Origin of the sequence: Arthrobacter sp. PL16, assembly GCF_035985055.1 — a bacterium.
Taxonomy (GTDB): Bacteria; Actinomycetota; Actinomycetes; order Actinomycetales; family Micrococcaceae; genus Arthrobacter_D; species Arthrobacter_D cheniae.
In genome coordinates, this window is record NZ_JAXCIC010000001.1 from 577959 (window position 1) to 602595 (window position 24637).

Sequence of the window (24637 nt, forward strand, 5' to 3'; positions counted from 1 at the left end):
CCGGCTGGGGCGCAAGGACGCCAACGAGACGCTCTCCACGTACAGCCGTCTGTGGCACGATGGCGACACCCGGGCGGCCCCGCCGACCGATGGAGTCATCACCCTCTGTTCGGCGGTTCTCGCCCCAGTCCCACCCGAGCTGGCATTACCGCAGGTGAGAAGCAGACGGGGTAGATACCCGGCATATCGGTCGACCCATACCACTACCGACCCTCTCGGCGGCACCGCGGCGAGAGCCGGCCGCGCTCTCGGCCCGGCGACAACCCACGGCTCTCCCGGCGCGTCAGACGTTGTTCCGGAGCAGTCGTCGGCCTAATCTTGGAACACCGCCGCGGGTCTCGTACGCAAGCGCGACGGTAGGAACGGGTCGGCCTACTGCTGGGGCATTCGGGGCTGGCCCGTTCACCTCCCTACATCCCATGGGCGGATCGAACACGCCCCGGGCGTGAAACGGTCCCCCGTACCCGGTCTCAGAAGGTAGGGGGACCGCCCGGCGTCTATAGCCGCCTCGGGAGAGCATCGACCACAATCATGCTGGGGGGAACGATCGCGGGAAGCTCTCCCATATCCATGGTCCACTCCTCCTAAGGTTCGGGCAATCGAAACAGGTACCGCTAAGCCGAGGGAGAAACCGGGAACTTTCAGAAGGGATCACCAGATCATTGCTGAAACGAACCATGATCGGCGCAGGCACTCCATACGTCAAGGGTGGCGGATGAGCTACCTACGATTGGCCAGAAGCGTCCGTTCACCCTACCCGGCCTCGGTTAGGGTGATCGGATGAGCGCTGGGGGCATCAAAGAGCAACGTCTTTTCGCGCGCAATCGGAACTTTCGCGCTCTCCTGGTGTCGAGCACCTCGGGCGTCCTGGGAAACGCCGTCGCAGCCGTGGCGCTGCCGATCATCGCCGCTGTAGAATTGCAGGCCAGTAATTTCGAGGTCGCCGCCCTCGCCGGTATGACCTTTCTCCCGTGGCTGATCCTCGGGCTACTGATCGGCGTCTGGGTGGACCGCCTTCCACGCAAGCCCGTCATGATGGCCGCGCTCGCCGTTCGCGTGGTCGTCCTCGGTGTCCTGCCCCTTGGATACTGGCTCGGCTTCCTCACTACGCCGCTGCTGTTCGTTGTGGCATTCATCGCCGGGGTGGCCTCCGTGTTCTTCCAACTGGCCGACGCCGCCCTGGTGCAGCAGGCGGTGACACCGGATGAACTCATGGAGGGCAACGGTCTCATCACGGGGTCCGGTGCCGCTGCCGACGCCGCCGGGAGAGCAATGGCCGGGTGGCTCACGAGTTTTGCGGGTGCCTCCAATACCCTCCTGGTCCAGCTCGCAGCATCGATCGTGTCGCTCTTCGCAGTACAGCGCCTCGACGTCAAAGAAGTCGTCCAGCCGCCGACCAAGCGGCCGATCGTCCGTGAGATGGCCGATGGCCTCCGCTACACGTTCAGCACCGCGCCCCTCCGCGCCCTGCTCTTCAACGCCGCCCTCTGGAACCTCGGCGGCAACATCGCCGCCTCCCTCATCGTCCTGCTGGTGCTGAGGACGCTGGGAGAATCCGAAGTGTGGCTCGGACTCCTGCTTGCGGCAGCCTCACTCGGGGGAGCGGTAGGCGGCGTCACCGCGAACTGGATGGGCGAACGCTTCGGGTCCGGGCCATTGTGGCGCTGGTCCATGGTGCCGGGCGTCCTGGGCTACGGCTCGCTGCTGGTCCTATCACCCGGTTGGGGGATGCTGTGGGGGGTTGCGGGTATGTTCGTGATGGGCGCGAGCGTCTCATGGAACATCGTGGTGGGCTCGAGTTTTCGCCAGCGCGTCTGTCCTCCCGGCATGATGGGGCGGCTGGGAGCGGCATCCCGCACCGTGAGTTGGGGGATGCTGGCCCTCGCCAGCCTGATTGCCGGTGTGCTCGCGGAAACCGTCGGCATCCGTCAGGCGATCCTCGTCGGTGTCGTCATCGCGTGTACGGCGCCGCTCGTGGCCCTGCTGGGTCCGCTGCGTGGTGTCACGCGCCTCGAGGACCTCGCCGAGGCACCCGCGCCCGTCCCGCGCGAGGAAGCACCGAAAGGCTCGTTGTAGGACTTCCCCGGGCCCGTCCTCGAACAACCTGGACCGGAGGTCTGCCGGCCCTACCTGCGCGATCAGTGCCCGAAGGGGTCCGGATCGACGCCCGGCAGCCACGTCAACCCAGGGATGCCCCAGCCATTGTTCTTCATGGCTTTCCTGGCTCTACGCGTGTACTTGGCGTTGAGCCGGTCCACATAGAGCCTGCCGTCAAGATGGTCGTACTCGTGCTGCATGCATCGGGCGAACCATCCGGTGGCCTCGAACTCGACAGGGGACCCGTCGCCGTCGAAGCCCGTCACGCGCGTCCACTCGGCACGCTTGAGCGGAAAGGCTTCGCCCGGTACGGAGAGGCAGCCCTCCGCCTCCTCCTCCGGGTCCGGGTCCGACCCCGGCACCTTGGAGGTGACCAGCGTCGGGTTGACGAGGACGCCGCGCGGCGGGACGTCGTCGTCGTTCTCCATGCCGTACACGAAGATGCGCAGTCCCACGCCGATCTGCGGAGCCGCGAGGCCCACGCCGTTCGCGGTGTCCATCGTCTCGAACAGGTCGGCGATCAGGGCCCGCAACTCATCATCGAAAGCCTCGACGGGGCGGGCTCGCCGGTGCAGGACCGGTTCCCCCATGATGGTGATGGGATGGACAGTCATGGCATCTACCTGTTCTGCGGGGATCGGCCTGCGATGGAGCGGCCTATGGACTCGCGCATGATCTCGCTGGTTCCGCCGAAGATCGTCAGCAGCCGCGCGGCCAGGAACGCCTGCGAAACCGGGTATTCGAGAATGTAGCCGTACCCGCCGTGGAGCTGGAGGCAGCGGTCGGTGATCGACTTCGCCCGCTCGCTCGCCCACAGCTTGGCCTGTGCCGCGGCAGTGGGGGTCAGGGCGCCGGCATTGAAGGCGAGCACCGACTGATCGACGAAGGTCTCCGTCACCTCCACCTCGGTCAGGATGTCCGCGAGGACGTGACGGGTGTTCTGGAAATCGAGCACCCTTTCCCCGAAGGCACTGCGCTCGGTGACATACCGGAGGGTCTGCTCATAGGTGGCTCGGGCGAGGGCCGCGGACGCGACGGCGATCCCGAGCCGACCCTGGGGTATCTGCTCCAGGCTGTAGCGCAGGCCCTGGCTAACCTCGCCCACGAGGTCGGATCCCGGCACCCGGACGTTGTCGAAGAACAACTCCGCCGTGTCCGAGGCGCGAAGTCCCATCTTGTCGAGCTGGCGGCCAGGGGTGTAGCCCTCGCCTCTGCTCACCATGAAGAGGGAGAAGGAATCGCTGGAACCGCGCCCGGTGCTGCCATCGGTCCTGGCGAGAACGAGGGATGCGTCACCGCTGATCCCGTTGCCGATGAAGACCTTCTGCCCGCTGATGAGCCAGTCATCACCGTCGCGGACCGCCTTGGTCCTGATACCGCGCAGATCGCTGCCGGCACCCGGCTCCGTCCAGGCACACGACGTCACGATCTCCCCGGAGACCATGCCGGGCAGCCACCGCTCCTTGAGGTCCTCGGAACCGTACGCGAGAAGGTGGGGCAGAACGAGGTCGTCGTGCAGGTGGAAGGCCAGACCTACGGCCAGGTGGTTGCTGCGCGCGAATTCCTCGTCGAGGACCGAGCGGAAGCGGTAGTCGGGCATGCCCGCACCACCGAATTCCTCGGGCACAGCCAGACCGAGGAGACCCTGCTCGCCTGCGGCTGTCCATACGGACCGGTCCATCATGTGTTGCCGGTCCCACTCCGCGTAGTGAGGCGCCACGGCGCGGTCGTTGAATTCACGGGCGACGTCGCGGAAGAGCTCGTGATCCTCATCGAACACTGTGCGTTCCATGGTGCGGAGTCCTTCGTTGCTGTCGGACCGGTGGCGGCGCAAACCTTGACGGCGTGCCACCCCGGGCACGGGCGTGCTGGGGCCGGAAATACGGATGCCGTCCCGGACGATCTCCGGGACGGCATCCATGGTCGGGAACGATCCCGACGACTGAGGGTGAGTAACGGGGGTTGAACCCGCGACCTCCTGGACCACAACCAGGCGCTCTGCCAACTGAGCTATACCCACCATGCGACTTCATCGGTAGCCTGCGGAAAGACTTCCCGTCAGGCTGTCCGGGGAAGGCAGCGGATACAAGTTTACACACAATTCATCGTGCTCAGGACAGGCCAGGTCGGCCGCAGTCCAGAAGGTCAGGACGTGATGGTACGAGCGATGGCCTTGCTGGTGGCGGAGTCCGGTCCGGGCGCGGGCACGAAGACAGCGGCCCGGTAATAGCGGAGTTCCCTGATCGAGTCCTCGATGTCCCCGAGCGCCCTGTGACCGCCCGTCTTCGGTGGCGACTGGAAGTAGGCGCGGGTATACCAGCGGCGCGCGAGTTCCTTGATGGTCGAGACGTCGATGATGCGGTAGTGCAGGTGATCGACCACGAGGGGCATGTCGCGAAGGAGGAAGTTCCGGTCCGTGCCGACCGAGTTGCCGGCGAGCTGCGCCTTGCGGGGCTCCGGCACGTGCTTGCGGATGTAATCGAGGACCTGCTGCTCCGCGTCCTCCATGGTGATGCCGCCGTCGAGTTCCTCGAGGAGCCCGGACGTCGTGTGCATGGTCCGCACGAAGTCACCCATCTGTGCCAGCGCCTCGGGCGTCGGCTTGATCACGAGATCGACCCCATCGCCTAGGATGTTGAGCTCGGCGTCGGTCACGAGGACGGCCACTTCGATCAGGGCGTCGTGGGCGAGGTCCAGCCCCGTCATCTCGCAATCGATCCAGACGATGTGTTCACTCGATATCGGCATCCGACCAATCTACAGTCCAGCACCGACGCGCCTGATCGCCCATCACGCGGGCCGTGAATCCGCGCCGTCGTGCACGCTCCCCGTCTGTCTGTCGCCGCGCGGGCTCCTGTACTGCCTATGGGGCGAGGGACGACGCCGATGCTAATATTCGAACAGTTCGCTCAGGGCTGCGGGGAGATCTGGGTAACCCTGCTGCTTCCGGCAAGGGCATTGCATACCGCAGTGTGCCCGTCGTCAGGCCTTGATCGGTCGGCGGCCTGAGGACATGGGCGTTCGACGCCGACTCATGCCTGCCGACGATTGGATCTCCCAGATGCCCGCCCAGCTCCCGCTCACACAGGTCGAGACGCAGCCGGGCCTGCATCGTCCGAACGTCGCGATCGTGCAGGGCTTCATCGGTTCCCTGATGATGTGGATGGGCTCCCTCGGGGTCGGCTGGTTGTCCCTCGCGTCGGCGGACCTCAGGCGCAATCCCATCATCATCTGGCTTCGTTTCGAACCCGCGGGCGCAGTGCTGTCCGTCCTGCTCCTGGCCGTGGGCGGGATGCTCCTGATCCGCGCGTGGCTGCGGCTGGGTCAACGATTGAATGGCTGGTCGGACGAGACGCGGCCGTACATCATGAAGGCGATCATCGCCTGGACGGTGCCGCTGGCCGCATGCCTGCCCCTGTTCAGCCGGGATGTCTTCGCCTACATTGCCCAGGGCCAGGTCATGGTCGCGGGGCTCAATCCGTATGTGGACGGCTACTCGCAGATCTCCAACTATCTGCAGATCGGCGCCGATGATCTCTGGGCGCAGAGCGCGACACCCTACGGCCCCGTCTTCCTGTGGATCGAGGAGGGCATCGTGAGGATCACGGGCGGCAACCCGGATACCTCCATCATCCTGTTCAGGGTTGTGGCGCTCATCGGCGTCGCGCTGTGCGTCTACTTCATTCCGAAGCTGGCGGAACTCCACTCGATCAACGCGAACCGCGCACTGTGGCTGACGGCCGCGAACCCGCTGTTCCTCATCAACTTCGTCGCTGCCATCCATAACGACTCCCTGATGATCGGTCTGGCGCTGGCCGGCCTGTATTTCTCGGCGACCAAGCGGCCCCTGCTCGGCATCCTGCTGATCACACTGTCGGTAGGCGTCAAACCGATCACGTTGATCTTCCTGCCGTTCGTCGGGCTGATGTGGGCCGGCAAGGGAGCGTCGTGGCCGCGGAAGTTCCTCTACTGGTTCATGACGGCCGGCCTGTGCCTGGGCATCCTTTGGCTCATGGGGCTCGTGAACACCTTCGGGTTCGGCTGGGTGGGAGCGCTCAGCACCCCTGGCAGCGTCTGGATCTGGTACGCCCCGATCGGCTTCATCGGTCTCGTCATCGCAACCCTCGGCAATGCCCTCGGGCTGAGCGGCTGGGACCTCGCCAACGCCTTCCATACCCTCGCCCGCGTGGCCTCCCTCGTGATCATCGCGGTCCAGGTCTTCAGGGGCGATCACAGTCGCCTCGTCCGACGCCTGGCCTTTGCGTTCGCGGCTATCGTCCTGTTGGCTCCCATGATCCAGTCCTGGTACGTCGTCTGGCTCATCCCGCTGTTCGCCGTCACCGGTATCCGGGACGACTGGCAGGTGAAGTTCATGTACATCACGGTGGCTTTCTTCATGGTCTACGCGATCTCCGACCAGCTGGACATCTTCCCCTACTTCGATCTCAGTTTGGCGGTGGCGCGTCAGGTCGCAGCCCTCGTCGCCCTCGGCTTCGCGCTCTACCTCGTTTTCATCGACCCCAGCACGAAGGTGCTTTTCCGTCGGCGCTACAGCCCCCTGGCTCCGGGTCAGCTGCACTAGTAGTTGACCGGTACCGGCGTCGAGCCCTTCCCCGGACAGGTCCCGACATGCAGGACCGGCGCGTAACGGCGATACTGAGGGGATGATCGATATAGGAACGACGACGTACAGCGGCGAGTACGAGATTACCGATTGGGTTGCGGAACCGTACGTGGAGCCGGGCAGCACCGGTGAGCTCTCAAGGGTCCGGGCCGCGAAGGTCTTCGAGGGCGAGATCAGCGGGACGAGCACGGCGGAACTGCTGATGGCAGGTAACGACATCGGTGCAGGCTACGTGGCGTCCGAACAGTTCGTGGGCAGGATCGGCGAGCGCACGGGGGCGATGACTGTGCAGCACTGGGGCGTTGCCGAGGGTGCGGACGCAGCGAGCTCCGGGCACATCATCCCCGGGTCGGGCACCGAAGGTCTTTCCGGTATCTCCGGCAAAGCCGTCTATTCACAGGATCCGGATGGTCAGCACCGGCTCGAGTTGAGAGTCACCTTCCCCGCGATTGAGGAGTAACCGCCCTGCCGCGGGGGAGCCACAGGATGTACCGACCCCGGTCGGTGGAGCGGGCCATAGTAAACTGGGGTCACTGCCTCCGTAGCTCAGGGGATAGAGCAGGGGCCTTCTAATCCTCTGGTCGCAGGTTCGAATCCTGCCGGGGGCACAGTGAAAAGGACCGGACGCCGATGCGTCCGGTCCTTTTCCGATTCAGGAGTGGACGCCTAGGGCTGGTTCCCCGTATCGAACCTCTCGTCGTACACCATTTCCGCTTCGTGCAGCAGCCGGTCGTGCAGGCGGCCGAGAGGCGTCACGTCGGTGAGCAGCGGCTCGCAGTCGGGCCCCCGGCCCACGCACGTGCCCGTGAGGATCCAGGGGAAACGGTCCTCTTCCTCCGCCAGATGCCGGTACTGGCAGATTTGTCGGGCGAGCCAGTCCTGCATCGGTCGTGTCCACCACTGCTCGGGAGTGAGGGGATTGACAGAGAGCCCCGGCAGGGTCAGGCCGCTCTCGCCGTCCTTGCTCGTCGAATCCCTATCCGCCGCGAACCCGCAGGAGTAGCGAAGGTACACGGGCTCGTCGCCCTGCACGATCTCCCCCAGCTCGTCGAGGCTCCCGATGACCCTTGCCCCGGTGTCCGTGGTCCGGGGGCGCGATGCGGTATCCATGTCTCCACGCTAGGAAGACAGCCGGATCAGGCTCAAGCCGTGAATTCCGGGAAGAAGTGCTTCCGAACTTCGCAGGGTTGGCGTACCAAGGATCCCGCCCTGGCGGGTTATCAACATAGGACCCACGCACGGACGTGGTCCCCGACCGGGAGCCGAGACTGGACCCGGGCCGGTGCCACACCGTCCTCCAGACCAACGGAAGGACACATCATGACTGACATCATCACCGTGCGGGGCTACGTCGCAACAGAGGTGCGCGTGACACTCGCGCAGAGCGGACTACCGATCACAGGGTTCCGCATGTGCTCCACGGAACGTCGCTTCGACAGGGAGGCCAACGCGTGGGTGGACGGGCACACCAACTGGTACTCCGTCTCGATGTTCCGGCAGCTGGCCACCAATGCCGGAGTGAGCATCAAGAAGGGCGACCGCGTGATCGTCACCGGCCGCCTCAAGGTCCGGCCGTGGATCAATGCGGACGGCCGTACGGGAACGTCGGTGGAGATCGACGCCGACACGGCGGGTCACGACCTCATGTGGGGTACGGCGAACTTCAGGCGGACGGCCACGGATCGGGCAGAGGCACCCTCCGTAGCGCACGCCGATGATCAACTCGTCGATCCGGCCACTCAGGACAGCGGTCCCGATGGGCTTCCCGGCGGCGTCGACCCCGCAACGGGTGAGATCGACGGGTCGATCGTCGACGCGGATGAAGGAGCAATAGGTGATGCGGAGGGCGGGACGGGACCATCATCCGAGGGACACGAGGCGGCCAGGCGGCAGGACCTCGTGGACACAGCGTCCGTCCCGTTCTAGTCGAGCATGCACGACGCCGTCAGGCGGGGCGGTGGGAGGGCCATGGGCCCGCCGCGGTCTGCCTCCAAGGAGCGCCGATGAGCGCTCCCGGAGGCGCGTGGCAGGATGAGAAGGTGACTATAGCCGCGCCAGCACGTCCCCTTCGCCGACCTTGCAGCATCCTGCGCGTGGTCGTCTCGTGTGCAGCGGCGCTTGTCGTGCTCTCATCCTGCACTGCGGCTAGGGACTCCGCTCCTGCCCCGGCTGCCGACGGTCCGGTGATGACGACAGGGGAGGCCGAAGCAGCGCCGGCTCCCCAGGAGTCCGGTGCGGATGTCGCGACTCCATCCGTTTCATCGCCTCCATCGCCCTCCTCCGACCCCGGCCTCACAGCGGCCCCTCCACTGCCGTCATCTTCGGACAGGGACGCCGCACGGGTCGCCGCTTCCGTCCGGTCGGCGCTGCAGGGCCTCGCTGATAGCGGGGGTACGGTGACGCGTGAGGAGGTCGGGGCAGCCATCGAACAGGGATTTGCGGACGCCGGAGCTGTTCCGGAACTGGTGGAGGTGTCGATCGACCGCACGCCGACGGGACTCGACGTGGATGCCATCCAGGGTGCCGGTCTGGTGGCCGGGCGCTGCGTCTTCGGCGAGGTACGCGAGGGTGTCATCTCGGCGGTGGTGCTCCCGGCCCTCGCGACAGGGGGGTGCTTCGTCGGTGATCAGCGCTGATGCGGACTCCTCCCGCGGAGCAGGGTGGCGGTCCCTGCCGGGCAGGGTGAGCCGCCCAAGTGTGAGAACACGGTAGGCAACCACTAGCCTTGGACTCATGGCGGAATTTATCTACACAATGACCAAGACCCGCAAGGCTGTTGGCGACAAAGTAATCCTCGACGACGTCAGCATGTCGTTCTTCCCCGGCGCGAAGATCGGTGTCGTCGGACCGAATGGCTCCGGTAAGTCCACCATCCTGAAAATCATGGCGGGCCTCGATACGCCGTCGAACGGTGAGGCGCGCCTCAGCGCAGGCTATTCAGTGGGCATCCTCCTGCAGGAACCGCCCCTCAACGAGGAGAAGACCGTACTCGGCAACGTCCAGGAGGGCGTCGGTGAGATCTACGGGAAGATCGAGCGGTTCAACGCCATCTCCGAGGAGATGGCGAACCCGGACGCCGATTACGACACACTGCTCGACGAGATGGGCAAGCTGCAGGAAGCAATCGACGCAGCCGACGCCTGGGACCTCGATTCCCAGCTGGAGCAGGCCATGGACGCCCTGCGTTGTCCGCCGCCGGACGCCGATGTCCGTGTCCTCTCCGGTGGTGAACGCCGGCGCGTGGCGCTCTGCAAGCTGCTCCTGCAGAAACCGGACCTCTTGCTCCTCGACGAACCCACCAACCACCTGGACGCCGAGAGCGTGCTCTGGCTGGAGCAGCACCTTAAGTCCTATGCCGGCGCCGTCCTGGCCGTCACCCACGACCGGTACTTCCTCGACCACGTCGCCGAATGGATCGCCGAGGTGGACCGGGGCCACCTGTACCCCTACGAGGGCAACTACTCGACCTACCTGGAGAAGAAGCGCGCGCGTCTCGAGGTCCAGGGCAAGAAGGACCAGAAGCTCTCCAGGCGGCTGACCGAGGAACTCGAATGGGTCCGCTCGAATGCCAAGGGACGCCAGACGAAGTCCAAGGCCCGACTGAACCGCTACGAGGAGATGGCAGCGGAAGCCGATCGCACGCGGAAGCTGGACTTCGAGGAGATCCAGATCCCCATGGGTCCTCGCCTCGGCAGCCAGGTCATCGAGGCGCACAAACTGAAGAAGGGCTACGACGAGCGGGTACTCATCGACGGGTTGTCCTTCTCTCTGCCGCGCAATGGCATCGTCGGGGTTATCGGTCCCAATGGTGTCGGCAAGACCACGCTGTTCAAGACCATCGTCGGCCTCGAGCCCCTCGACGGTGGAGAACTGCGCATCGGCGATTCGGTCAAGATCTCGTACGTCGACCAGTCCCGTGCCGGCCTGGATCCGAACAAGTCCCTGTGGGAGGTCGTCTCCGACGGACTCGACTTCATCCAGGTGGGGCAGGTCGAAATGCCGTCCCGAGCCTACGTCTCCGCCTTCGGCTTCAAGGGCCCGGACCAGCAGAAGAAAGCCGGCGTGCTGTCGGGCGGTGAGCGTAACCGCCTGAACCTCGCGATGACCCTCAAGCAGGGAGGCAACCTGCTGCTCCTCGACGAACCGACCAACGACCTCGACGTCGAGACCCTCTCCAGCCTCGAGAACGCGCTGCTGGAATTCCCCGGCTGCGCCGTCGTCGTCTCGCACGACCGGTGGTTCCTCGACCGGGTCGCGACGCACATCCTGTCCTATGAGGGAACCGAGGAGAACCCGGACGCCTGGTACTGGTTCGAAGGTAACTTCGACGCATATGAGCAGAACAAGGTGGAGCGCCTCGGCCCCGATGCGGCGAAGCCGCACCGCGTCACCCACCGGCGCCTCACGCGCGACTGACGCTGGGCTACAGAGCAACACTGCAGTAATGAAGGGAAGGACCCGACCGGCGGTCGGGTCCTTCCCTTTCCTGCGCCTCCTGCAGAGCCAGGAGGCGCAGAGCCGACGTCAGGCCGACGGAATCCGGACCATGCCCTCCTGGGCCACGCTTGCCACGAGCTCTCCGCCGCGGTTGTAGATGCGGCCGGCCGCCAGTCCGCGGGCGCCGGAGGCACTGGGAGAGCTCTGCACATAGAGGAGCCAGTCATCGACGCGCACGGGTCGGTGCCACCACATGGCGTGATCGAGACTGGCGACACTCATGCCCTTCTGGATCCAGCTGAGTCCATGAGGACGCAGGATCGACTCCAGCAGGGTGTAGTCGCTCGCATAGGCCAGGGCGGCCCGGTGGAGGTTGGGATCAGCAGGCATGGGTCCCAGGCTGCGCATCCACACCGCGTTCCGGGGTTCCTTCGACCCCTCGTTCGACAGGTACAGCGGCGCATCGATGTGCCGGATGTCGAAGGGGCGGTCGAAGGCCCAGGCGCGGGCGACGGGATGGTCCAAGCCGCCGAGGAGGTCCGCCGTGGACGGGAGGTCCTCTGGGTCGGGCACGTTCGCGGGCATCGGGTCCTGGTGGACTACGCCGTCGTCCGGTTCCTGGAAGGAGGCGATCATCGAGAGGATGGGGACGCCGTTCTGGTATGCGTGCGTCCGGCGCGCGGAAAAGGAACGGCCGTCCCGCAGGCGCTGGACGCCGAAGGTGATGGGCTTGTCCGCGTCGCCGGCGCGGAGGAAATACCCGTGCATCGAGTGGACGTCGCGGGTGGGCTCTACGGTGCGCATGGCCGCGATGAGCGATTGGGCGAGGACCTGTCCGCCGAAGACGCGGCGGCTCGGCTGTCGCGCGCTCGTTCCGACGAAGATCTCCTCATCCGTCTGGGCACCCTCGGCCGAACTGAGATCGAGGAGATCGAGGAGGGCAGCGGTCGGGTCCTTGGTCGGTGCCGCGACGTCGGGGGCCTCTGCTGGCGGCGCGTGTTCTGCCATGGTTCGGTGTCTCCTCGGGGACAGGTGCGATGGAAGCGCGTGCTTCCGGGCGTCTACTGACAGTAGACGCACCCCCACCGGCACTCAACACGGATACCGCCGCAGGCATATGGCCCTCCTCACACCGATCCCGGACGGGGCCCGCCGAATGTATCCGGCGGGCCGGCGTTTGAGATGATGGCCCTATGTCTCCGGTCCACACCATCCCCCTTCACCTGCGCTTCGGCGACGAGGATTCCTACGGTCACGTGAACAACGTGCGGTATTTCCAGTTCCTGGAGGACGCTCGGGTGCACCTCATGAGTCAGCCGCAGGCGGGTGGGTCGTTCATGGAGGTCATCGACCCGGACCATTACACCCTCGTGGGACGACAGGAGATCGAGTACCGGGCGCCGCTGAACTTCAGCATCGTGCCGGCCGCCGTCGACCTGTGGATCACGGCCGTCGGCGTATCCAGCTTCGACCTCGGGTACGCTGTCCGGGACCGGCTGGAGGTGGAGAACAGCACCACGAGCGCAATAGCGGCGACCACCATGGTGCTCGTCAGCCGCAGCACCGGGCGGCCCGTCCGCCTGTCTGTTGCGCAGAAGGGCATCCTCCAGTCCTGGCAGGGCCCACCCGTTCCCTTCCGCCGCGCGCGCCAGGCAGGAGTGGCATGACATCCTCGGTACTGCGCTTCGCCGATACCCATACCGTTTCGGATTTCAGGACCTTCACCGCCCGTGCCCGGGCCAACGACGACGGCGGGATGCGCCTGATGACTTCAGGGCCCGTTCTTGCGGCATATGTCCGTACGCTCGGTCCGACCGTCCTGGGCGAACCGATCCCGACGGTGCTCGGGCTCCGGACCATGGCGCTCGGAGGCAGGGCCACCGTCGATGCGACCGTGCCGCTGGGATCGGTGCTGGACAGGCTCGTCCGCATGCACGGCGGCGACGTCGAGTTCTCCGTCCCCACTGTCACCGTCACCGAGAACTGGGCCGGCGTCCTCCCGCCACGTGCCGGCTGGACGCTCGCGGGCTCGGTGTCGTGCGCGGTTCTCGAGCAGGCAGCGAGGGATGGCATCGGCGACGTAGCGCGCAGGCTCCCGGATCGCGCCGGAGCACCGCTCGTGAGCAGTGTCCGCGCCGAAGTCTGGGGTCGTCAGCTCGCCGGTGTTCCCGGCAGTGTGCCTGCAGGAGCCGCTTTCGGCGCATACAGCCTGGGCTTCCTCGACCCCGACGGCGACGCGTCGATCCACGAGAACGGACGGTGGTCGAGGATCAGCACCGGCCGCGGTCACATCCTCGTGCGCGCAGCAGCGGTCCTTTAGCACGGACACCGGGCCGGACGACGGGGCGCCTGCGGTCGGTGGCCGGACGGTCAGTCGGCCGCGTTGACCATCGAGTGCGCAGCGCGGTCGAGGTAGTCCCACAGGGTGGCCTCGTGCAGGGGTGCAAGGTCGAGGGCTTCGACGGCCGCTCGCATGTGCTGCAGCCAGTGGTCCCGTGCCTGCGGGCCCACGCGGAACGGCATGTGGCGCATCCGCAGGCGTGGATGGCCCCGCTGCTCACCGTAGGTCTTCGGTCCGCCCCAGTACTGCTCGAGGAAGAGCAGGAGGCGTTCCTTGGCCGGCCCGAGGTCCTGCTCGGGGTACATCGGACGGAGTACTTCGTCATCGGCCACGCCGTCGTAGAACACGTCGACGAGCTGCACGAAGGTCGCGTGTCCACCGATCGCCTCGTAGAAGTTGTCGGTGTACTCGGGCTGGCTGAAGGTCTGACCGGCGGCTACGAGACGCTCGACGGGCAGGGCGGTGCGTCCACCCGCGGGCTGCACCGGCAGGTGGCCCGTGGCCGGGGATGGAGTGAGGGACGCGGGATCGCCCTGGGCGCCGCCCGCGACCGAATCGCCCGCGGCCGAGGTTCCCGGGCCCTCGGGAGGAAGCCCGCTCATGCCGTTCCCTCGATGGTCGAGGGGATCGCAGCAGCGACAGGCTCGGCGGGCGGTGCAACGTAGTTGCCCTGCGAGCGGTTGCCCACCTTGGTGATATCACCGTTGCGTACGTACCAGATGGCGCCGTCCTCGTCGATCATCCGCGTGATGCGCAGTCCGAGCGACTGCACGACGCCGACGGTGTCGCCGACCTCGATGGTGTCGCCGATGCCGTACTGGTCCTCGATCGTGATGAAGAATCCGAGGAAGGCATCGCGGATCACCTCGCGGGCCCCGAAGCCGATGGCGATGCCGACGATGCCGACGCTCGCGAGGATGGGACCGATGTTGAAGCCGAGGGTCTCGATGGCCATCAGGATGGCGACAATAGCGATGGTGCCTGCGGCAACGCTCGACAGCAGGCCGCCGATCGTCTCCGCGCGCTGGACGCGACGCGCGCTGTCGAACGGACGGAGTGCGGGCTGGGCCCACTTGAAATGCGGTTTCTTGAAGACGGAATAGCCGTTCTGGACCCGCGTCACCGACCTGGCGATGAGGAAACGGATCACGAGCCACAGGAGCAGGGCGCCGATCAGGATGATCAGTGAGCTGATGACCTGGCCGCCGTAGCCGAGGGAGGGGAGGAATGTCATAAGAGTCGCTTTCACGCAGGCATCCAGGGAGTCCGCCCCGAGGGGTAGGCGCGGGGATGCCTTAACAGGCTACAGCGGAGGCGCTGTGTGCCGGGACGACGACGGCCGCTAACCCGGCACCGGCCCCGTGGCTGTCGGTCGGTGGAGTACGGGGAACGAGACCGATCGAGCGATGAAGCACAGGCGATTGGCCTCGGCGTGGAGCGAGTCCGCCAACGCCACCTGCCCGGCGTCGTCCACTTCGACGTGCGGCCGAAGGACGATGCCCGTGAACTCTCCGCTGCCGTCGCGGTTGAGCCGCATCGTCCCGGCAGGGGTGTCCGTATAGGCGGTGACGATCACCCCGGCCGTCACGGCGACGTGGAGGTAGGACAGCATGTGGCACTGCGCGACGGCGGTCAGGAGGAGTTGCTCCGGGTTCCAGCGGTCTCTCGAGCCGTGGAAGGTGGGATCTGCGGTTCCGAGGAGCAGTCCGGGGCCGTCCACCTCGATCTGGTGGTCGCGACTGTAGGACCGGTATCCTGCGGTGCCGGAGCCAAGGTTGCCCGTCCAGCGGAGGCGCGCGGAGTAGTGGTGCTCCTGCAGGTTCATGGTCCGACCCTAGTCCCTGGACGTAGCGCGGGCTGATCCTGACGGATTCCGCAGGACCGTAGGGCAGGGAGGACCACCGTGGTCCTCCCTGCCCAGCGCCTACGCGCCGCGTGTCGGCTACCTGTCGGCCGGCTGCCTGTCGACCGCCTGCGCCGTCCGGGCCCGGACGATGCCGTCCCTGCTCTCGAGGACGAGCCTCCGGAGTGACGGTGATGCGTCACCGAGGCCGGAGAGGAAGGCGTCGGTCCGGTCGAGGGTGTCCTGGGTGGTCAGCAGGGAGGGGTACAGCCCGACGACGATCTGTTGGGCGATCTCGTGCGTGCGGGTTGCCCACACGTCCTGGATGGACGCGAAGTACCGCTCGACGAAGGGCTCGAGGAGCGAGCGGTCGTGCACGCGGGTGAACCCGGAGATCATGGAGCGCTGGGTGGCGTTCGGCAGGTCGGTGGCATCGACGAGTGCAGCCCAGGCGGCGTCCTTAGCAGGTGCCGTGGGGAGTGCCGCGGTGGCCGCCGCCGCCGCGAGCCCGCCCGTGGCCGTCGAGTCGCGTGCCAGTTCGGCCTCGATCTCCTCGGCGCCGTAGCGTCCTCCGACGACGAGGCTCGTGAGCAGCTCCCAGCGCAGGTCCTGGTCGACCGTGATCCCCTCGGGAACGCGCTCACCCGTCAGCATCGCCTCGACCGCGTCGAGCTGGGAGGACGTCCGGGCGTGCGACGAGAAGGCGCGGGTGAATTGCAGCTGCGCATCGGACCCCGGGCCGGCGGAGAGCGCCAACTCGAGGAGGGTGTCCGCTGCGGCATCACCCATGGCCTCGCGGTCCTCCGGCGCGACGTAGAACGTCAGGGTCGAGGCCAATTGGCGAAGGAGGACGAGGATGACGGACGAATCCGACTCGGCACCGATGTTCTGCAGCACGAGTTCGACGTAGTTGCGGGCCGGCGTCTCCCCGTCGCGGGTCGCATCCCACGCCGAGGCGAGGACGAGGGTCCGGGGGAGCGAGTCCCTGAAGTCCTTGACGTGCTGGACCGAGGTTCGCAGCGACGCCGGGTCCAGGCGGATCTTCGCGTACGCGAGGTCGTCGTCATTGAGCAGCACCAGCGCCGGCTGCTTCTGACCCACGAGCTCGGGTACGTCCGTGCGCTCGCCGTCGACGTCGAGTTCGAGCCGGTGCACGCGGATCAGGGCGCCGTCGTCGTCCTGATCGTAGAAACCGACGGCGAGGCGATGCGGCCGGATGGTCGGGAAGGCCTCGATCGCAGTCTGCAGGATGGTGAACGAGGTGATGACACCGTCGTCGTCGGTCTGGAACTCGGGGCGGAGGGTGTTGACGCCGGCGGTCTCGAGCCAGAGCGCCGACCAGGCCTTCAGGTCGCGTCCACTCGCCGCCTCCAGTTCGGAGAGGAGGTCCACGAGCTCCGTGTTCTTCCAGGAGTGCTTGGCGAAGTACCGGCGGACCCCCTGCATGAACTCCTCCTGGCCCACCCAGGCCACGAGCTGCTTGAGGACCGAAGCACCCTTGGCGTAGGTGATGCCGTCGAAGTTGACCTGGACGTCCTCGAGGTCGTTGATCTGCGCCACGATCGGGTGCGTGGAGGGGAGCTGGTCCTGGCGGTAGGCCCACCCTTTCTCGAGCATGGCGAAGGTCGTCCAGGACTGCGTGAACTCCGTCGCCTCGGCCGCGGCCAGGGTGGACATGAACTCGGCGAAGGACTCGTTCAGCCAGAGGTCGTTCCACCAGCGCATCGTGACGAGGTCACCGAACCACATGTGTGCCAGCTCGTGGAGGATGGTGATAGCGCGTCGTTCCACGGTCGCATCGGGCACGCGGGAGCGGAACACATAGGTCTCGACGAACGTGACGGCACCGGCGTTCTCCATCGCGCCCGCGTTGAACTCGGGCACGAACAGCTGGTCGTACTTGCCGAAGGGGTAGGGCGTGCCGAACTGCTCTTCGTAGAATGCGAAACCCTGGCGCGTCAGCGCGAAGATGTTCTCGGCGTCCATGTACTGCATGAGGGATTTCCGCGCGAAGACGGCCAGGGGAATGGTCCGCCCGTCGGAGCTCGTCAGTTCACTGCGCACGGACTGGTAGGGACCCGCGATCAGGGCCGTCACGTAGGACGACATGAGCGGCGTCGGTTCGAAGTACCAGGTGGAAGCGGCGCCACCATCGGCAACGGAGCCGGCCTGTACGGGCTCGGGGGTCGCCGAGTTGGAGATGACATCCCAATGCGACGGCGCAGTCACGGCGAAACGGAACGTCGACTTCAGGTCCGGCTGCTCGAAGACCGCGAAGACGCGGCGGGAGTCGGGGACCTCGAACTGTGTATAGAGGTACACCTCGCCGTCCACCGGATCGGTGAACCGGTGGAGGCCCTCACCGGTGTTCATGTACAGCATGTCGGCCTCGACGACGAGGACGTTGCCGGCGGCGAGCGACGGCAGCTGGATCCTGACGCCGTCGGCGACATCCGCGGGATCGAGCTCGACGCCATTCAGCTCGACGCGGTGCACCGTGTCCGTCACGGCGTCGATGAAGGTCGACGCGCCCTGCTGTGCGTCGAAGGCGACGACCGTCGTCGACCGGAACACGCGCTCGCCGCGTGTCAGGTCGAGGGTGACCTCGTAGGAGCGGACGGTGAGCAGTTCGGCGCGTGTGCGTGCTTCTTCGCGCGTCAGGTTCAGACCGGGCAAGGATCGCCTCCAGGGTGGGATTGAGGTACGGCGCGTGCGGTGCGGGGTACGCGGCGCTTCGATTCTCTCATTCCGGCCGCCGCCATAACGCGCTTCACCGACCCGGCCCGGCGGACTAGGGTGGAATCGTCCTGCCAGGCTGGGCGGACCCCACCCCGCAGCAACCGGCGGCCCTCCCGGCGCCCACCCGAAGGAACCGATCGCCATGCGCGTCCACCTCGCCACCGACCACGCCGGCATGGAGCTCAGTGCCCACCTGCTCTCGCACCTCACAGCGGCAGGGCACGACGTCGTCGACCACGGCCCCACGTCCTACGATCCCGAGGACGACTACCCCTCCTTCTGCATCGATGCAGCACAGGCCGTCATCGCCGATCAGGCGGCGGGCGTCGATGCGCTCGGGATTGTCCTCGGCGGCTCCGGCAACGGGGAGCAGATCGCGGCGAACAAGGTACGCGGCGTGCGTGCTGCCCTCGCCTGGAGCCTCGACACCGCCCGCCTGGCGCGCCAGCACAACGACGCCAACGTCATCGCCGTCGGAGGGCGCCAGCACCGCGTCGAGGAAGCCACTGCGATCATCGACGCGTTCCTCGCCGAGCCCTTCAGCGGTGCTGAGCGGCACAGCCGCAGGATCGCGCAGGTAGCGCGCTTCGAGGAAACGGGAAGCGTTGCCTGAGGGCCACTCGGTCCACCGGCTGGCGAAGCAGTTCACGTCCGTCTTCACGGGTGAGCAGCTCGCTGTCTCGAGTCCGCAGGGGCGCTTTGCCGCGGGTGCCGCCCAGCTGGACGGCGCAACCCTGCTGAGCGCCCTCGCCCACGGCAAGCAGTTGTTCCTGCGGTTCGACAACGACCGCGTGCTCCGTGTGCACCTCGGCCTCTACGGGGCCTGGAGCTTCGGCGGCGATGCGACGTTCCGTGGAGCCTCGAGTATCGGCGCGCCGCGCAGGATAGGGGAGTCGGAGCAGTCCGCCGACGACGGCACCGGCCCTGCTGCCTACGGCGGTCCCCCAGAGCCGGTCGGAGCGGTGCGGGTGCGGCTCGTGTCGGCGCACGGGTGGGCGGACCTCAGGGGACCGACCGCCTGCGAGGTGATCACCCGGGCCGAGGAGAACGCAGCGCGGGCGAAGCTCGGGCCGGATCCCCTGCAGCCGCGACCGGACGGGACGGAGTTCGTCAGCAGGGTGATGTCGAGTATTACGCCCGTCGGCGTCCAGCTCATGAACCAGTCGGTGATCGCCGGGATCGGGAATGTCTACCGGGCTGAGGTGCTGTTCCTCCAGGGCATCAATCCGTGGCGCCCGGGCAGGCAGCTGAGGGAGGACGAGGCGCTCGGAATCTGGACCGATACCGTCCGGCTCATGAAGGACGGCGTCCGGGAAGGCCGCATCATCACGACGACGGTCGAGGCACGCAACGGCCGTCCGAAGCGTTCGGCCCCGAACTACGTCTACAAGCGGACGGGCGAGCCCTGCCGCCGCTGCGGGACACCGATCCTGCGTGCGGCCATGGCGGCTCGCACGGTCTACTGGTGCCCCTCGTGCCAGGCCGACTGAAGGTCGAAGAGATGGCTGCTTAAACAGCTATCACCCGGACGGACGCCCGGGTGATAGCGGCCGTATACGGCCGTACAAGAGGGGATGACGGGAATCGAACCCGCGTAATCAGTTTGGAAGACTGAGGCTTTACCATTAAGCTACATCCCCGCAGCGGACCCTTCCGGGGCCTCGTGGAACGCATATAACTACACCACAACGGCCGCGCTATCGCCAAATGTGCGCGGCAGGCGCAAAGGTGCGTAGACTGACACTCGCACTTACGGGGTGTAGCTCAGCTTGGTAGAGCGCCTGCTTTGGGAGCAGGAAGTCGCAGGTTCAACTCCTGTCACCCCGACTCTGTCGTGTGATGAGGAAAGTGCCTCCGCTGCAGTACCAATCCCAATCATCTCAGGAGTCCTACGCTGTGAAGAGCGCTGTTGAAACCCTTTCCCCCACCCGGGTGAAGCTGAACGTCGAGGTCCCCTTCGAGGAACTGAAGCCCAGCATCAACGAGGCCTACAAGACCATCGCCACCCAGGTCCAGGTCCCGGGGTTCCGCAAGGGCAAGGTCCCGCAGCAGCTCATCGACCAGCGAGTCGGCCGTGGCTACGTCATCGAGACGGCCATCAACGACGGCCTGAACGGCTTCTACCAGAGCGCTGTCCAGGAGACGGGCATCCGCCCCCTCAGCCGTCCCGAGGTCGAGATCACCGAGGTCCCCGATCCTGCGAAGAAGGATGGCCAGCTCACCTTCACGGTCGAGCTGGACATCCGCCCCGAGGTCGAACTGCCCGACTACAAGGGCCTCGACGTCACCGTCGAACCCGTCGAGGCTTCCGACGAGGACGTACAGAAGGCCATGGACGAGTTGCGCGGGCGCTTCGGCACCCTCACCGCTGTCGACCGGCCCGCAGCGGACGGCGACTTCCTCACCATCGACCTGACGGCATCGGTCGAGGGCGTCGAGGTCGACTCGGCCCAGGACCTGTCCTACCAGATCGGTTCCGGCACGATGCTCGCAGGCATGGACGAGGCTGTCACCGGCCTGTCCACGGGTGAGGACGCGACGTTCGAGACGACGCTGGCCGGCGGCGAGCACGCCGGCGCCACTGCCCAGGTCAAGGTCATCGTGAAGGCCGTGAAGGAGCGCGAGCTCCCCGAGGTCGACGACGAATTCGCCCAGCTCGCCTCCGAGTTCGACACGGCGGAGGAGCTGCGCGCAGACCTCGCCAAGCAGGCTTCGGAGTCGAAGCTCATGGACCAGGGCGTCGAGGCGCGGGACAAGGTGTTGGACAAGCTCGTGGAGCTCGTCGCCGTACCCGTCCCGGCAAGTGTCATCGAGGAGCAGCTGGAGCAGCACTTCAACGGCGAGAATGCGCATTCAGCCGGTGAGGACCACGACAACGAGGTGCACCGCGCGGAGGTCCGCACCAATACCGAGCGAGCCTTCCAGAATGAAGTCATCCTCGACGCCGTGGCCGAGAAGGAAGAGGTCGGAGTCAGCCAGAGCGAGCTGATCGACTACATCGTCTCGACCGCCGGTCAGTACAACATGGAACCGAACCAGTTCGCCCAGATGCTCGACTCGAGCGGCCAGGTGCCGATGATCGTCGGCGAGGTGCGGCGCCGGAAGGCCCTCGCCAAGGTTCTCGAGTACGCCACGGTCACGGACACCAATGGTGCGACCATCGATCTGACCGAGTTCGTCCGCCCCGCGGGTGACGAGACCGAGACCATCGGGTTCGACGACGTCGAGACCGAGCAGGACGCCGTCGACGACATCCAGGCCGGCGAGTCCGGAACCGATGCCACGGAAGCCGACGCCACGGAAGCCGACGCCACCGAGCCGGAGATCGCCGACGCCACCGGGCCGGCAGAGCCTGCCGGTGCTGAGGAGCCGGAGGCCGTGAAGGCACCGAAGAAGTCGACCAAGAAGAAGGCTGTCACGGACTAGCCTCCACCTGCATCACGGACAGCGGTGCCGCAGCCTCCGGGCGGCGGCACCGCTGCCTCGTTAAGCACTGCGCGACCGGTCGAGGCTCCCCGGGACGCACCCGTCGAGGGGTCGGCCGTCGACCGTGCGCCGTCAGCGAACAGTTACCCGAGCGGGAGCAATTCGGCATCCCAGCGGGTTAGTGTCCAAGAAGAGACAAACGGACGGGTCGGCCGAATGTGGCAGCGGCCCGCCAGAGTGAGAGGTTAACGTTCATGGCAACCGAACCAAGCACCCCGAGCATGGCCGCCCCCGAGATGGGCGGTCGTGACGAGTACATCTACACCAGGCTCCTGAAGGAGCGCATCATCTGGCTCGGTTCCGAGGTCCGCGACGACAACGCGAACGTCATCTGCTCGCAGCTCCTCCTGCTGTCGGCCGAGGACCCGGAGCGCGACATCTACCTCTACATCAACTCCCCGGGCGGTTCGGTGACGGCCGGCATGGCCATCTACGACACGATGCAGTTCATCCCGAACGACGTCGTCACGGTCGCGACCGGCCTTGCCGCGTCGATGGGTCAATTCCTCCTGTCCTCGGGTACGAAGGGCAAGCGCTACGCGACCCCTCACGCCCGCATCCTGATGCACCAGCCCTCCGGCGGCATCGGTGGAACGGCGACGGATATCCGCATCCAGGCGGAACTGATCCTCCACATGAAGCGCGTCATGGCAGAACTGACGGCAGAGCAGACGGGTCAGACCGTCGAGACGATCCTCAAGGACAACGACCGCGACAAGTGGTTCACGGCCCAGGAAGCCCTCGACTACGGCTTCTTCGACAACATCTCCGCGCACTCCGGTTCCGTCGCCGGTGGCGGCGGCACCGAGCAGACCGCGTAGTCCGCAGCAGCCCACTCCGACCAGTCGTCCTACAGGAGACACCATGAATCACGATTTCCAGGCAGCAGCGGGATCGAAGGCGCAGAACCTTCCGACCAGCCGCTACATCCTTCCCCAGTTCGAAGAGCGCACGCCCTACGGGTTCAAGCGCCAGGACCCGTACACCAAGCTGTTCGAGGACCGCATCATCTTCCTCGGTACGCAGGTCGACGACGCCTCCGCCGACGACGTCATGGCACAGTTGCTCGTCCTCGAGTCCACGGACCCCGAGCGCGACATCACGCTGTACATCAACTCACCGGGTGGCTCCTTCACCGCGATGACGGCGATCTACGACACCATGCAGTTCATCCGTCCCGAGGTGCAGACCGTCTGCCTCGGGCAGGCCGCGAGCGCCGCCGCCGTGCTGCTCGCGGCCGGTGCACCCGGCAAGCGACTGGCCCTGCCGAACGCGCGCGTCCTGATCCACCAGCCGGCCCTCTCGGGCGGTCAGGGTGGCCAGGCGTCCGACCTGGAGATCCAGGCGAACGAGGTCATGCGCATGCGGACCTGGCTGGAGGACACGCTGGCGCTCCACTCCGGCCGCGCCTCCGAACAGGTGAGCCTGGACATCGAGCGCGACAAGATCCTCACCGCCGCTGACGCCGTCGCGTACGGCCTGGTGGACGAGGTCCTGAACTCCCGCAAGATGACCCCGCCGAAGATCAACACACCCTAGGTCCATGCGTCCGTCCGGCGGCGCAGGACCATCGGACGGACACGGGACGGCACTGAAGGACAGCGATCGAAGCCCGTGGCGCCGCAAGGCACCACGGGCATTTTGATACCGGCTCCCGCAGTCAGGTGGCCTAGAGTGGTCATAGCAATCGCGCAATACCTAAGGGGATTCAACCATGGCTCGCATTGGTGAGAGCACCGATCTACTCAAGTGCTCTTTCTGCGGAAAGAGCCAGAAGCAGGTACGCAAGCTCATTGCCGGCCCCGGCGTGTACATCTGTGACGAGTGCATCGACCTGTGCAACGAGATCATCGAGGAAGAGCTCTCCGAGGTAGCGGATCTCGGGACGTTCGAGCTGCCCAAGCCCCGCGAGATCTTCGATTTCCTGCAGGAGTACGTGGTGGGACAGGAGCCCGCGAAGCGGTCACTCGCGGTCGCCGTCTACAACCACTACAAGCGCATCCAATCGGGCAACGGCCCCCGCGCTGCCGGTACCCTGGCCGACGCGGCAGAGACCGAAGACGTCGAGATCGCCAAGTCGAACATCCTGCTGATCGGCCCCACGGGTTGCGGTAAGACCTATCTCGCCCAAACGCTCGCCCGCCGGCTGAACGTACCCTTCGCCGTCGCGGACGCCACAGCACTCACCGAGGCCGGCTATGTCGGCGAGGACGTCGAGAACATCCTCCTCAAGCTCATCCAGGCCGCCGACTACGACGTCAAGAAGGCCGAGCAGGGCATCATCTACATCGACGAGATCGACAAGATCTCGCGCAAGAGCGAGAACCCGTCGATCACGCGCGATGTGTCCGGCGAGGGAGTGCAGCAGGCGTTGCTCAAGATCCTGGAGGGAACAGTCGCATCGGTCCCGCCGCAGGGTGGACGTAAGCACCCCCACCAGGAATTCATCCAGATCGACACCACGAACGTCCTCTTCATCGTGGCGGGCGCCTTCGCCGGCCTCGAGGAGATCATCGGCTCGCGCGCCGGCCGGAAGGGCATCGGTTTCGGGGCCCCGCTCAGCTCACTCAAGAACGAGGAAGTCAGCTACGGCGACGTCATGCCCGAAGACCTCCTGAAGTTCGGTCTCATTCCCGAGTTCATCGGGCGACTCCCAGTCATCACCACTGTCACGCACCTGGACCGCCCGGCGCTCATGCAGATCCTGACCGAGCCCAAGAACGCCCTGATCAAGCAGTACCAGAAGATGTTCCTGCTCGACGGCGTCGAACTCGCGTTCGAACCGAAGGCGCTCGAGGCGATCGCCGAGCTCGCCCTGGACCGTGGGACGGGTGCGCGCGGCCTGCGCGCGATCATGGAGGAAGTGCTGCTGCCGGTCATGTTCGACCTTCCGAGCCGCGAGGACATCGCCACGGTGGTCATCACGGACGACGTCGTCGCCAAGCGCGCCGAGCCGACACTCATCTCCCATGAGGTCGTCGCGAAGCGCCGCAACAAGTCCGCCTGACGGCCGCTCGACAGCTCGACAGGAGAAAGGCCCGGCCGAACGGCCGGGCCTTTCTCCTGTCAC

At 66.2% G+C, this 24637-nt stretch carries 23 protein-coding genes and 4 tRNA genes; 16 read left to right on the forward strand and 11 right to left on the reverse strand.

Annotation, left to right across the window (positions count from 1 at the left end):
- Positions 1-780: 780 nt before the first annotated feature.
- Positions 781-2076 (forward strand): MFS transporter, encoded by a 1296-nt coding sequence (locus RCH21_RS02645; protein WP_326963082.1) that lies wholly within the window; start codon positions 781-783, stop codon positions 2074-2076.
- Between the two features lie 62 nt (positions 2077-2138).
- Here RCH21_RS02645 and def read toward each other — a convergent pair whose 3' ends face one another.
- From def to orn, 4 genes are all read right to left on the reverse strand, one after another.
- Positions 2139-2711 carry a peptide deformylase gene (gene def, locus RCH21_RS02650; protein ID WP_326963083.1) on the reverse strand — a complete coding sequence of 191 codons (573 nt, stop codon included), beginning with the start codon at positions 2709-2711 and terminating at the stop codon, positions 2139-2141.
- A 5-nt stretch (positions 2712-2716) separates the two neighbouring features.
- On the reverse strand, positions 2717-3889 hold the full coding sequence (locus RCH21_RS02655; RefSeq protein WP_326963084.1) for an acyl-CoA dehydrogenase family protein: 1173 nt from the start codon (positions 3887-3889) through the stop codon (positions 2717-2719).
- Between the two features lie 155 nt (positions 3890-4044).
- Positions 4045-4117: transfer RNA gene (locus tag RCH21_RS02660), tRNA-His, on the reverse strand.
- Between the two features lie 125 nt (positions 4118-4242).
- Positions 4243-4845 carry an oligoribonuclease gene (gene orn, locus RCH21_RS02665; protein ID WP_120147789.1) on the reverse strand — a complete coding sequence of 201 codons (603 nt, stop codon included), beginning with the start codon at positions 4843-4845 and terminating at the stop codon, positions 4243-4245.
- Positions 4846-5131: 286 nt separating this feature from the next.
- On the opposite strand from orn, the gene mptB reads away from it, so the two are divergent.
- The 3 genes from mptB to RCH21_RS02680 all read left to right on the forward strand — a co-directional run bounded on the left by mptB (position 5132) and on the right by RCH21_RS02680 (position 7329).
- Entirely contained in the window at positions 5132-6679 is a 1548-nt protein-coding gene (gene mptB / locus RCH21_RS02670) for a polyprenol phosphomannose-dependent alpha 1,6 mannosyltransferase MptB (RefSeq protein ID WP_326963085.1), read from the forward strand.
- An 82-nt stretch (positions 6680-6761) separates the two neighbouring features.
- The gene (locus RCH21_RS02675; RefSeq protein ID WP_120147788.1) at positions 6762-7181 is read left to right on the forward strand and encodes a DUF3224 domain-containing protein; all 420 of its coding nucleotides are present in this window, start codon (positions 6762-6764) and stop codon (positions 7179-7181) included.
- A gap of 75 nt (positions 7182-7256) precedes the next feature.
- Positions 7257-7329 (forward strand) — tRNA-Arg (locus RCH21_RS02680).
- Positions 7330-7387: 58 nt separating this feature from the next.
- Here the strand turns inward: RCH21_RS02680 and RCH21_RS02685 are convergent.
- Positions 7388-7831, reverse strand: a complete 444-nt coding sequence (locus RCH21_RS02685) for a DUF6098 family protein (protein WP_326963086.1) — start codon at positions 7829-7831, stop codon at positions 7388-7390.
- A 210-nt stretch (positions 7832-8041) separates the two neighbouring features.
- On the opposite strand from RCH21_RS02685, the gene ssb reads away from it, so the two are divergent.
- From ssb to ettA, 3 genes are all read left to right on the forward strand, one after another.
- Positions 8042-8647, forward strand: coding sequence for a single-stranded DNA-binding protein (gene ssb / locus RCH21_RS02690; protein ID WP_326963087.1), 606 nt, complete (start codon positions 8042-8044; stop codon positions 8645-8647).
- A 260-nt stretch (positions 8648-8907) separates the two neighbouring features.
- Positions 8908-9357 carry a DUF6993 domain-containing protein gene (locus RCH21_RS02695; RefSeq protein ID WP_326963088.1) on the forward strand — a complete coding sequence of 150 codons (450 nt, stop codon included), beginning with the start codon at positions 8908-8910 and terminating at the stop codon, positions 9355-9357.
- A gap of 97 nt (positions 9358-9454) precedes the next feature.
- Positions 9455-11137 (forward strand): energy-dependent translational throttle protein EttA, encoded by a 1683-nt coding sequence (ettA, locus tag RCH21_RS02700; protein WP_120147770.1) that lies wholly within the window; start codon positions 9455-9457, stop codon positions 11135-11137.
- Positions 11138-11245: 108 nt separating this feature from the next.
- Here the strand turns inward: ettA and RCH21_RS02705 are convergent, their stop codons facing one another.
- Entirely contained in the window at positions 11246-12166 is a 921-nt protein-coding gene (locus RCH21_RS02705) for an acyl-CoA thioesterase (RefSeq protein ID WP_120147769.1), read from the reverse strand.
- A gap of 185 nt (positions 12167-12351) precedes the next feature.
- On the opposite strand from RCH21_RS02705, the gene RCH21_RS02710 reads away from it, so the two are divergent.
- Together RCH21_RS02710 and RCH21_RS02715 are read left to right on the forward strand one after the other, a co-directional pair.
- Positions 12352-12825 (forward strand): acyl-CoA thioesterase, encoded by a 474-nt coding sequence (locus RCH21_RS02710; protein WP_326963089.1) that lies wholly within the window; start codon positions 12352-12354, stop codon positions 12823-12825.
- Entirely contained in the window at positions 12822-13478 is a 657-nt protein-coding gene (locus tag RCH21_RS02715) for a hypothetical protein (protein WP_326963090.1), read from the forward strand. Before RCH21_RS02710 ends, RCH21_RS02715 begins: the two co-directional genes overlap by 4 nt.
- Positions 13479-13528: 50 nt before the next feature.
- Here the strand turns inward: RCH21_RS02715 and RCH21_RS02720 are convergent, their stop codons facing one another.
- The 4 genes from RCH21_RS02720 to pepN form a co-directional block, all read right to left on the reverse strand.
- Complete coding sequence (locus tag RCH21_RS02720) at positions 13529-13957, reverse strand: globin (RefSeq protein ID WP_326963228.1); 429 nt, start codon at positions 13955-13957, stop codon at positions 13529-13531.
- A gap of 140 nt (positions 13958-14097) precedes the next feature.
- Positions 14098-14733 (reverse strand): mechanosensitive ion channel family protein, encoded by a 636-nt coding sequence (locus tag RCH21_RS02725; RefSeq protein ID WP_326963091.1) that lies wholly within the window; start codon positions 14731-14733, stop codon positions 14098-14100.
- A gap of 108 nt (positions 14734-14841) precedes the next feature.
- Positions 14842-15324 (reverse strand): OsmC family protein, encoded by a 483-nt coding sequence (locus RCH21_RS02730; RefSeq protein WP_326963092.1) that lies wholly within the window; start codon positions 15322-15324, stop codon positions 14842-14844.
- Positions 15325-15441: 117 nt separating this feature from the next.
- On the reverse strand, positions 15442-18009 hold the full coding sequence (gene pepN / locus RCH21_RS02735; protein WP_326963229.1) for an aminopeptidase N: 2568 nt from the start codon (positions 18007-18009) through the stop codon (positions 15442-15444).
- A 214-nt stretch (positions 18010-18223) separates the two neighbouring features.
- Here pepN and RCH21_RS02740 point away from each other — a divergent pair, with 214 nt between their 5' ends.
- Both RCH21_RS02740 and RCH21_RS02745 read left to right on the forward strand, forming a co-directional pair.
- Positions 18224-18694, forward strand: a complete 471-nt coding sequence (locus RCH21_RS02740; protein WP_326963093.1) for a ribose-5-phosphate isomerase — start codon at positions 18224-18226, stop codon at positions 18692-18694.
- Positions 18687-19571 carry an Fpg/Nei family DNA glycosylase gene (locus RCH21_RS02745; RefSeq protein WP_120147763.1) on the forward strand — a complete coding sequence of 295 codons (885 nt, stop codon included), beginning with the start codon at positions 18687-18689 and terminating at the stop codon, positions 19569-19571. The genes RCH21_RS02740 and RCH21_RS02745 overlap by 8 nt, the downstream gene beginning before the upstream one ends.
- Positions 19572-19650: 79 nt before the next feature.
- Here the strand turns inward: RCH21_RS02745 and RCH21_RS02750 are convergent.
- A tRNA-Gly gene (locus RCH21_RS02750) sits at positions 19651-19721 on the reverse strand.
- 113 nt (positions 19722-19834) lie between these two features.
- On the opposite strand from RCH21_RS02750, the gene RCH21_RS02755 reads away from it, so the two are divergent.
- The 5 genes from RCH21_RS02755 to clpX all read left to right on the forward strand — a co-directional run bounded on the left by RCH21_RS02755 (position 19835) and on the right by clpX (position 24574).
- Positions 19835-19908, forward strand: a tRNA-Pro gene (locus tag RCH21_RS02755).
- Positions 19909-19977: 69 nt separating this feature from the next.
- Positions 19978-21507: a trigger factor gene (tig, locus tag RCH21_RS02760; protein ID WP_326963094.1), complete on the forward strand. Its 1530-nt coding sequence runs from the start codon at positions 19978-19980 to the stop codon at positions 21505-21507.
- Positions 21508-21761: 254 nt separating this feature from the next.
- Positions 21762-22388 carry an ATP-dependent Clp protease proteolytic subunit gene (locus RCH21_RS02765; RefSeq protein WP_326963095.1) on the forward strand — a complete coding sequence of 209 codons (627 nt, stop codon included), beginning with the start codon at positions 21762-21764 and terminating at the stop codon, positions 22386-22388.
- A gap of 43 nt (positions 22389-22431) precedes the next feature.
- The gene (locus tag RCH21_RS02770) at positions 22432-23106 is read left to right on the forward strand and encodes an ATP-dependent Clp protease proteolytic subunit (protein WP_120147760.1); all 675 of its coding nucleotides are present in this window, start codon (positions 22432-22434) and stop codon (positions 23104-23106) included.
- A gap of 175 nt (positions 23107-23281) precedes the next feature.
- Complete coding sequence (gene clpX / locus RCH21_RS02775; protein ID WP_120147759.1) at positions 23282-24574, forward strand: ATP-dependent Clp protease ATP-binding subunit ClpX; 1293 nt, start codon at positions 23282-23284, stop codon at positions 24572-24574.
- Positions 24575-24637 lie beyond the last annotated feature (63 nt).

Excerpts from the sequence above, each read along its gene's own strand:
- RCH21_RS02645 (WP_326963082.1), top strand. The coding sequence starts at position 781 with ATGAGCGCTGGGGGCATCAAAGAGCAACGTCTTTTCGCGCGCAATCGG.
- def (WP_326963083.1), bottom strand. The coding sequence starts at position 2,711 with ATGACTGTCCATCCCATCACCATCATGGGGGAACCGGTCCTGCACCGG.
- RCH21_RS02655 (WP_326963084.1), bottom strand. The coding sequence starts at position 3,889 with ATGGAACGCACAGTGTTCGATGAGGATCACGAGCTCTTCCGCGACGTC.
- orn (WP_120147789.1), bottom strand. The coding sequence starts at position 4,845 with ATGCCGATATCGAGTGAACACATCGTCTGGATCGATTGCGAGATGACG.
- mptB (WP_326963085.1), top strand. The coding sequence starts at position 5,132 with ATGCCTGCCGACGATTGGATCTCCCAGATGCCCGCCCAGCTCCCGCTC.
- RCH21_RS02675 (WP_120147788.1), top strand. The coding sequence starts at position 6,762 with ATGATCGATATAGGAACGACGACGTACAGCGGCGAGTACGAGATTACC.
- RCH21_RS02685 (WP_326963086.1), bottom strand. The coding sequence starts at position 7,831 with ATGGATACCGCATCGCGCCCCCGGACCACGGACACCGGGGCAAGGGTC.
- ssb (WP_326963087.1), top strand. The coding sequence starts at position 8,042 with ATGACTGACATCATCACCGTGCGGGGCTACGTCGCAACAGAGGTGCGC.
- RCH21_RS02695 (WP_326963088.1), top strand. The coding sequence starts at position 8,908 with ATGACGACAGGGGAGGCCGAAGCAGCGCCGGCTCCCCAGGAGTCCGGT.
- ettA (WP_120147770.1), top strand. The coding sequence starts at position 9,455 with ATGGCGGAATTTATCTACACAATGACCAAGACCCGCAAGGCTGTTGGC.
- RCH21_RS02705 (WP_120147769.1), bottom strand. The coding sequence starts at position 12,166 with ATGGCAGAACACGCGCCGCCAGCAGAGGCCCCCGACGTCGCGGCACCG.
- RCH21_RS02710 (WP_326963089.1), top strand. The coding sequence starts at position 12,352 with ATGTCTCCGGTCCACACCATCCCCCTTCACCTGCGCTTCGGCGACGAG.
- RCH21_RS02715 (WP_326963090.1), top strand. The coding sequence starts at position 12,822 with ATGACATCCTCGGTACTGCGCTTCGCCGATACCCATACCGTTTCGGAT.
- RCH21_RS02725 (WP_326963091.1), bottom strand. The coding sequence starts at position 14,733 with ATGACATTCCTCCCCTCCCTCGGCTACGGCGGCCAGGTCATCAGCTCA.
- RCH21_RS02730 (WP_326963092.1), bottom strand. The coding sequence starts at position 15,324 with ATGAACCTGCAGGAGCACCACTACTCCGCGCGCCTCCGCTGGACGGGC.
- RCH21_RS02740 (WP_326963093.1), top strand. The coding sequence starts at position 18,224 with ATGCGCGTCCACCTCGCCACCGACCACGCCGGCATGGAGCTCAGTGCC.
- RCH21_RS02765 (WP_326963095.1), top strand. The coding sequence starts at position 21,762 with ATGGCAACCGAACCAAGCACCCCGAGCATGGCCGCCCCCGAGATGGGC.
- RCH21_RS02770 (WP_120147760.1), top strand. The coding sequence starts at position 22,432 with ATGAATCACGATTTCCAGGCAGCAGCGGGATCGAAGGCGCAGAACCTT.
- clpX (WP_120147759.1), top strand. The coding sequence starts at position 23,282 with ATGGCTCGCATTGGTGAGAGCACCGATCTACTCAAGTGCTCTTTCTGC.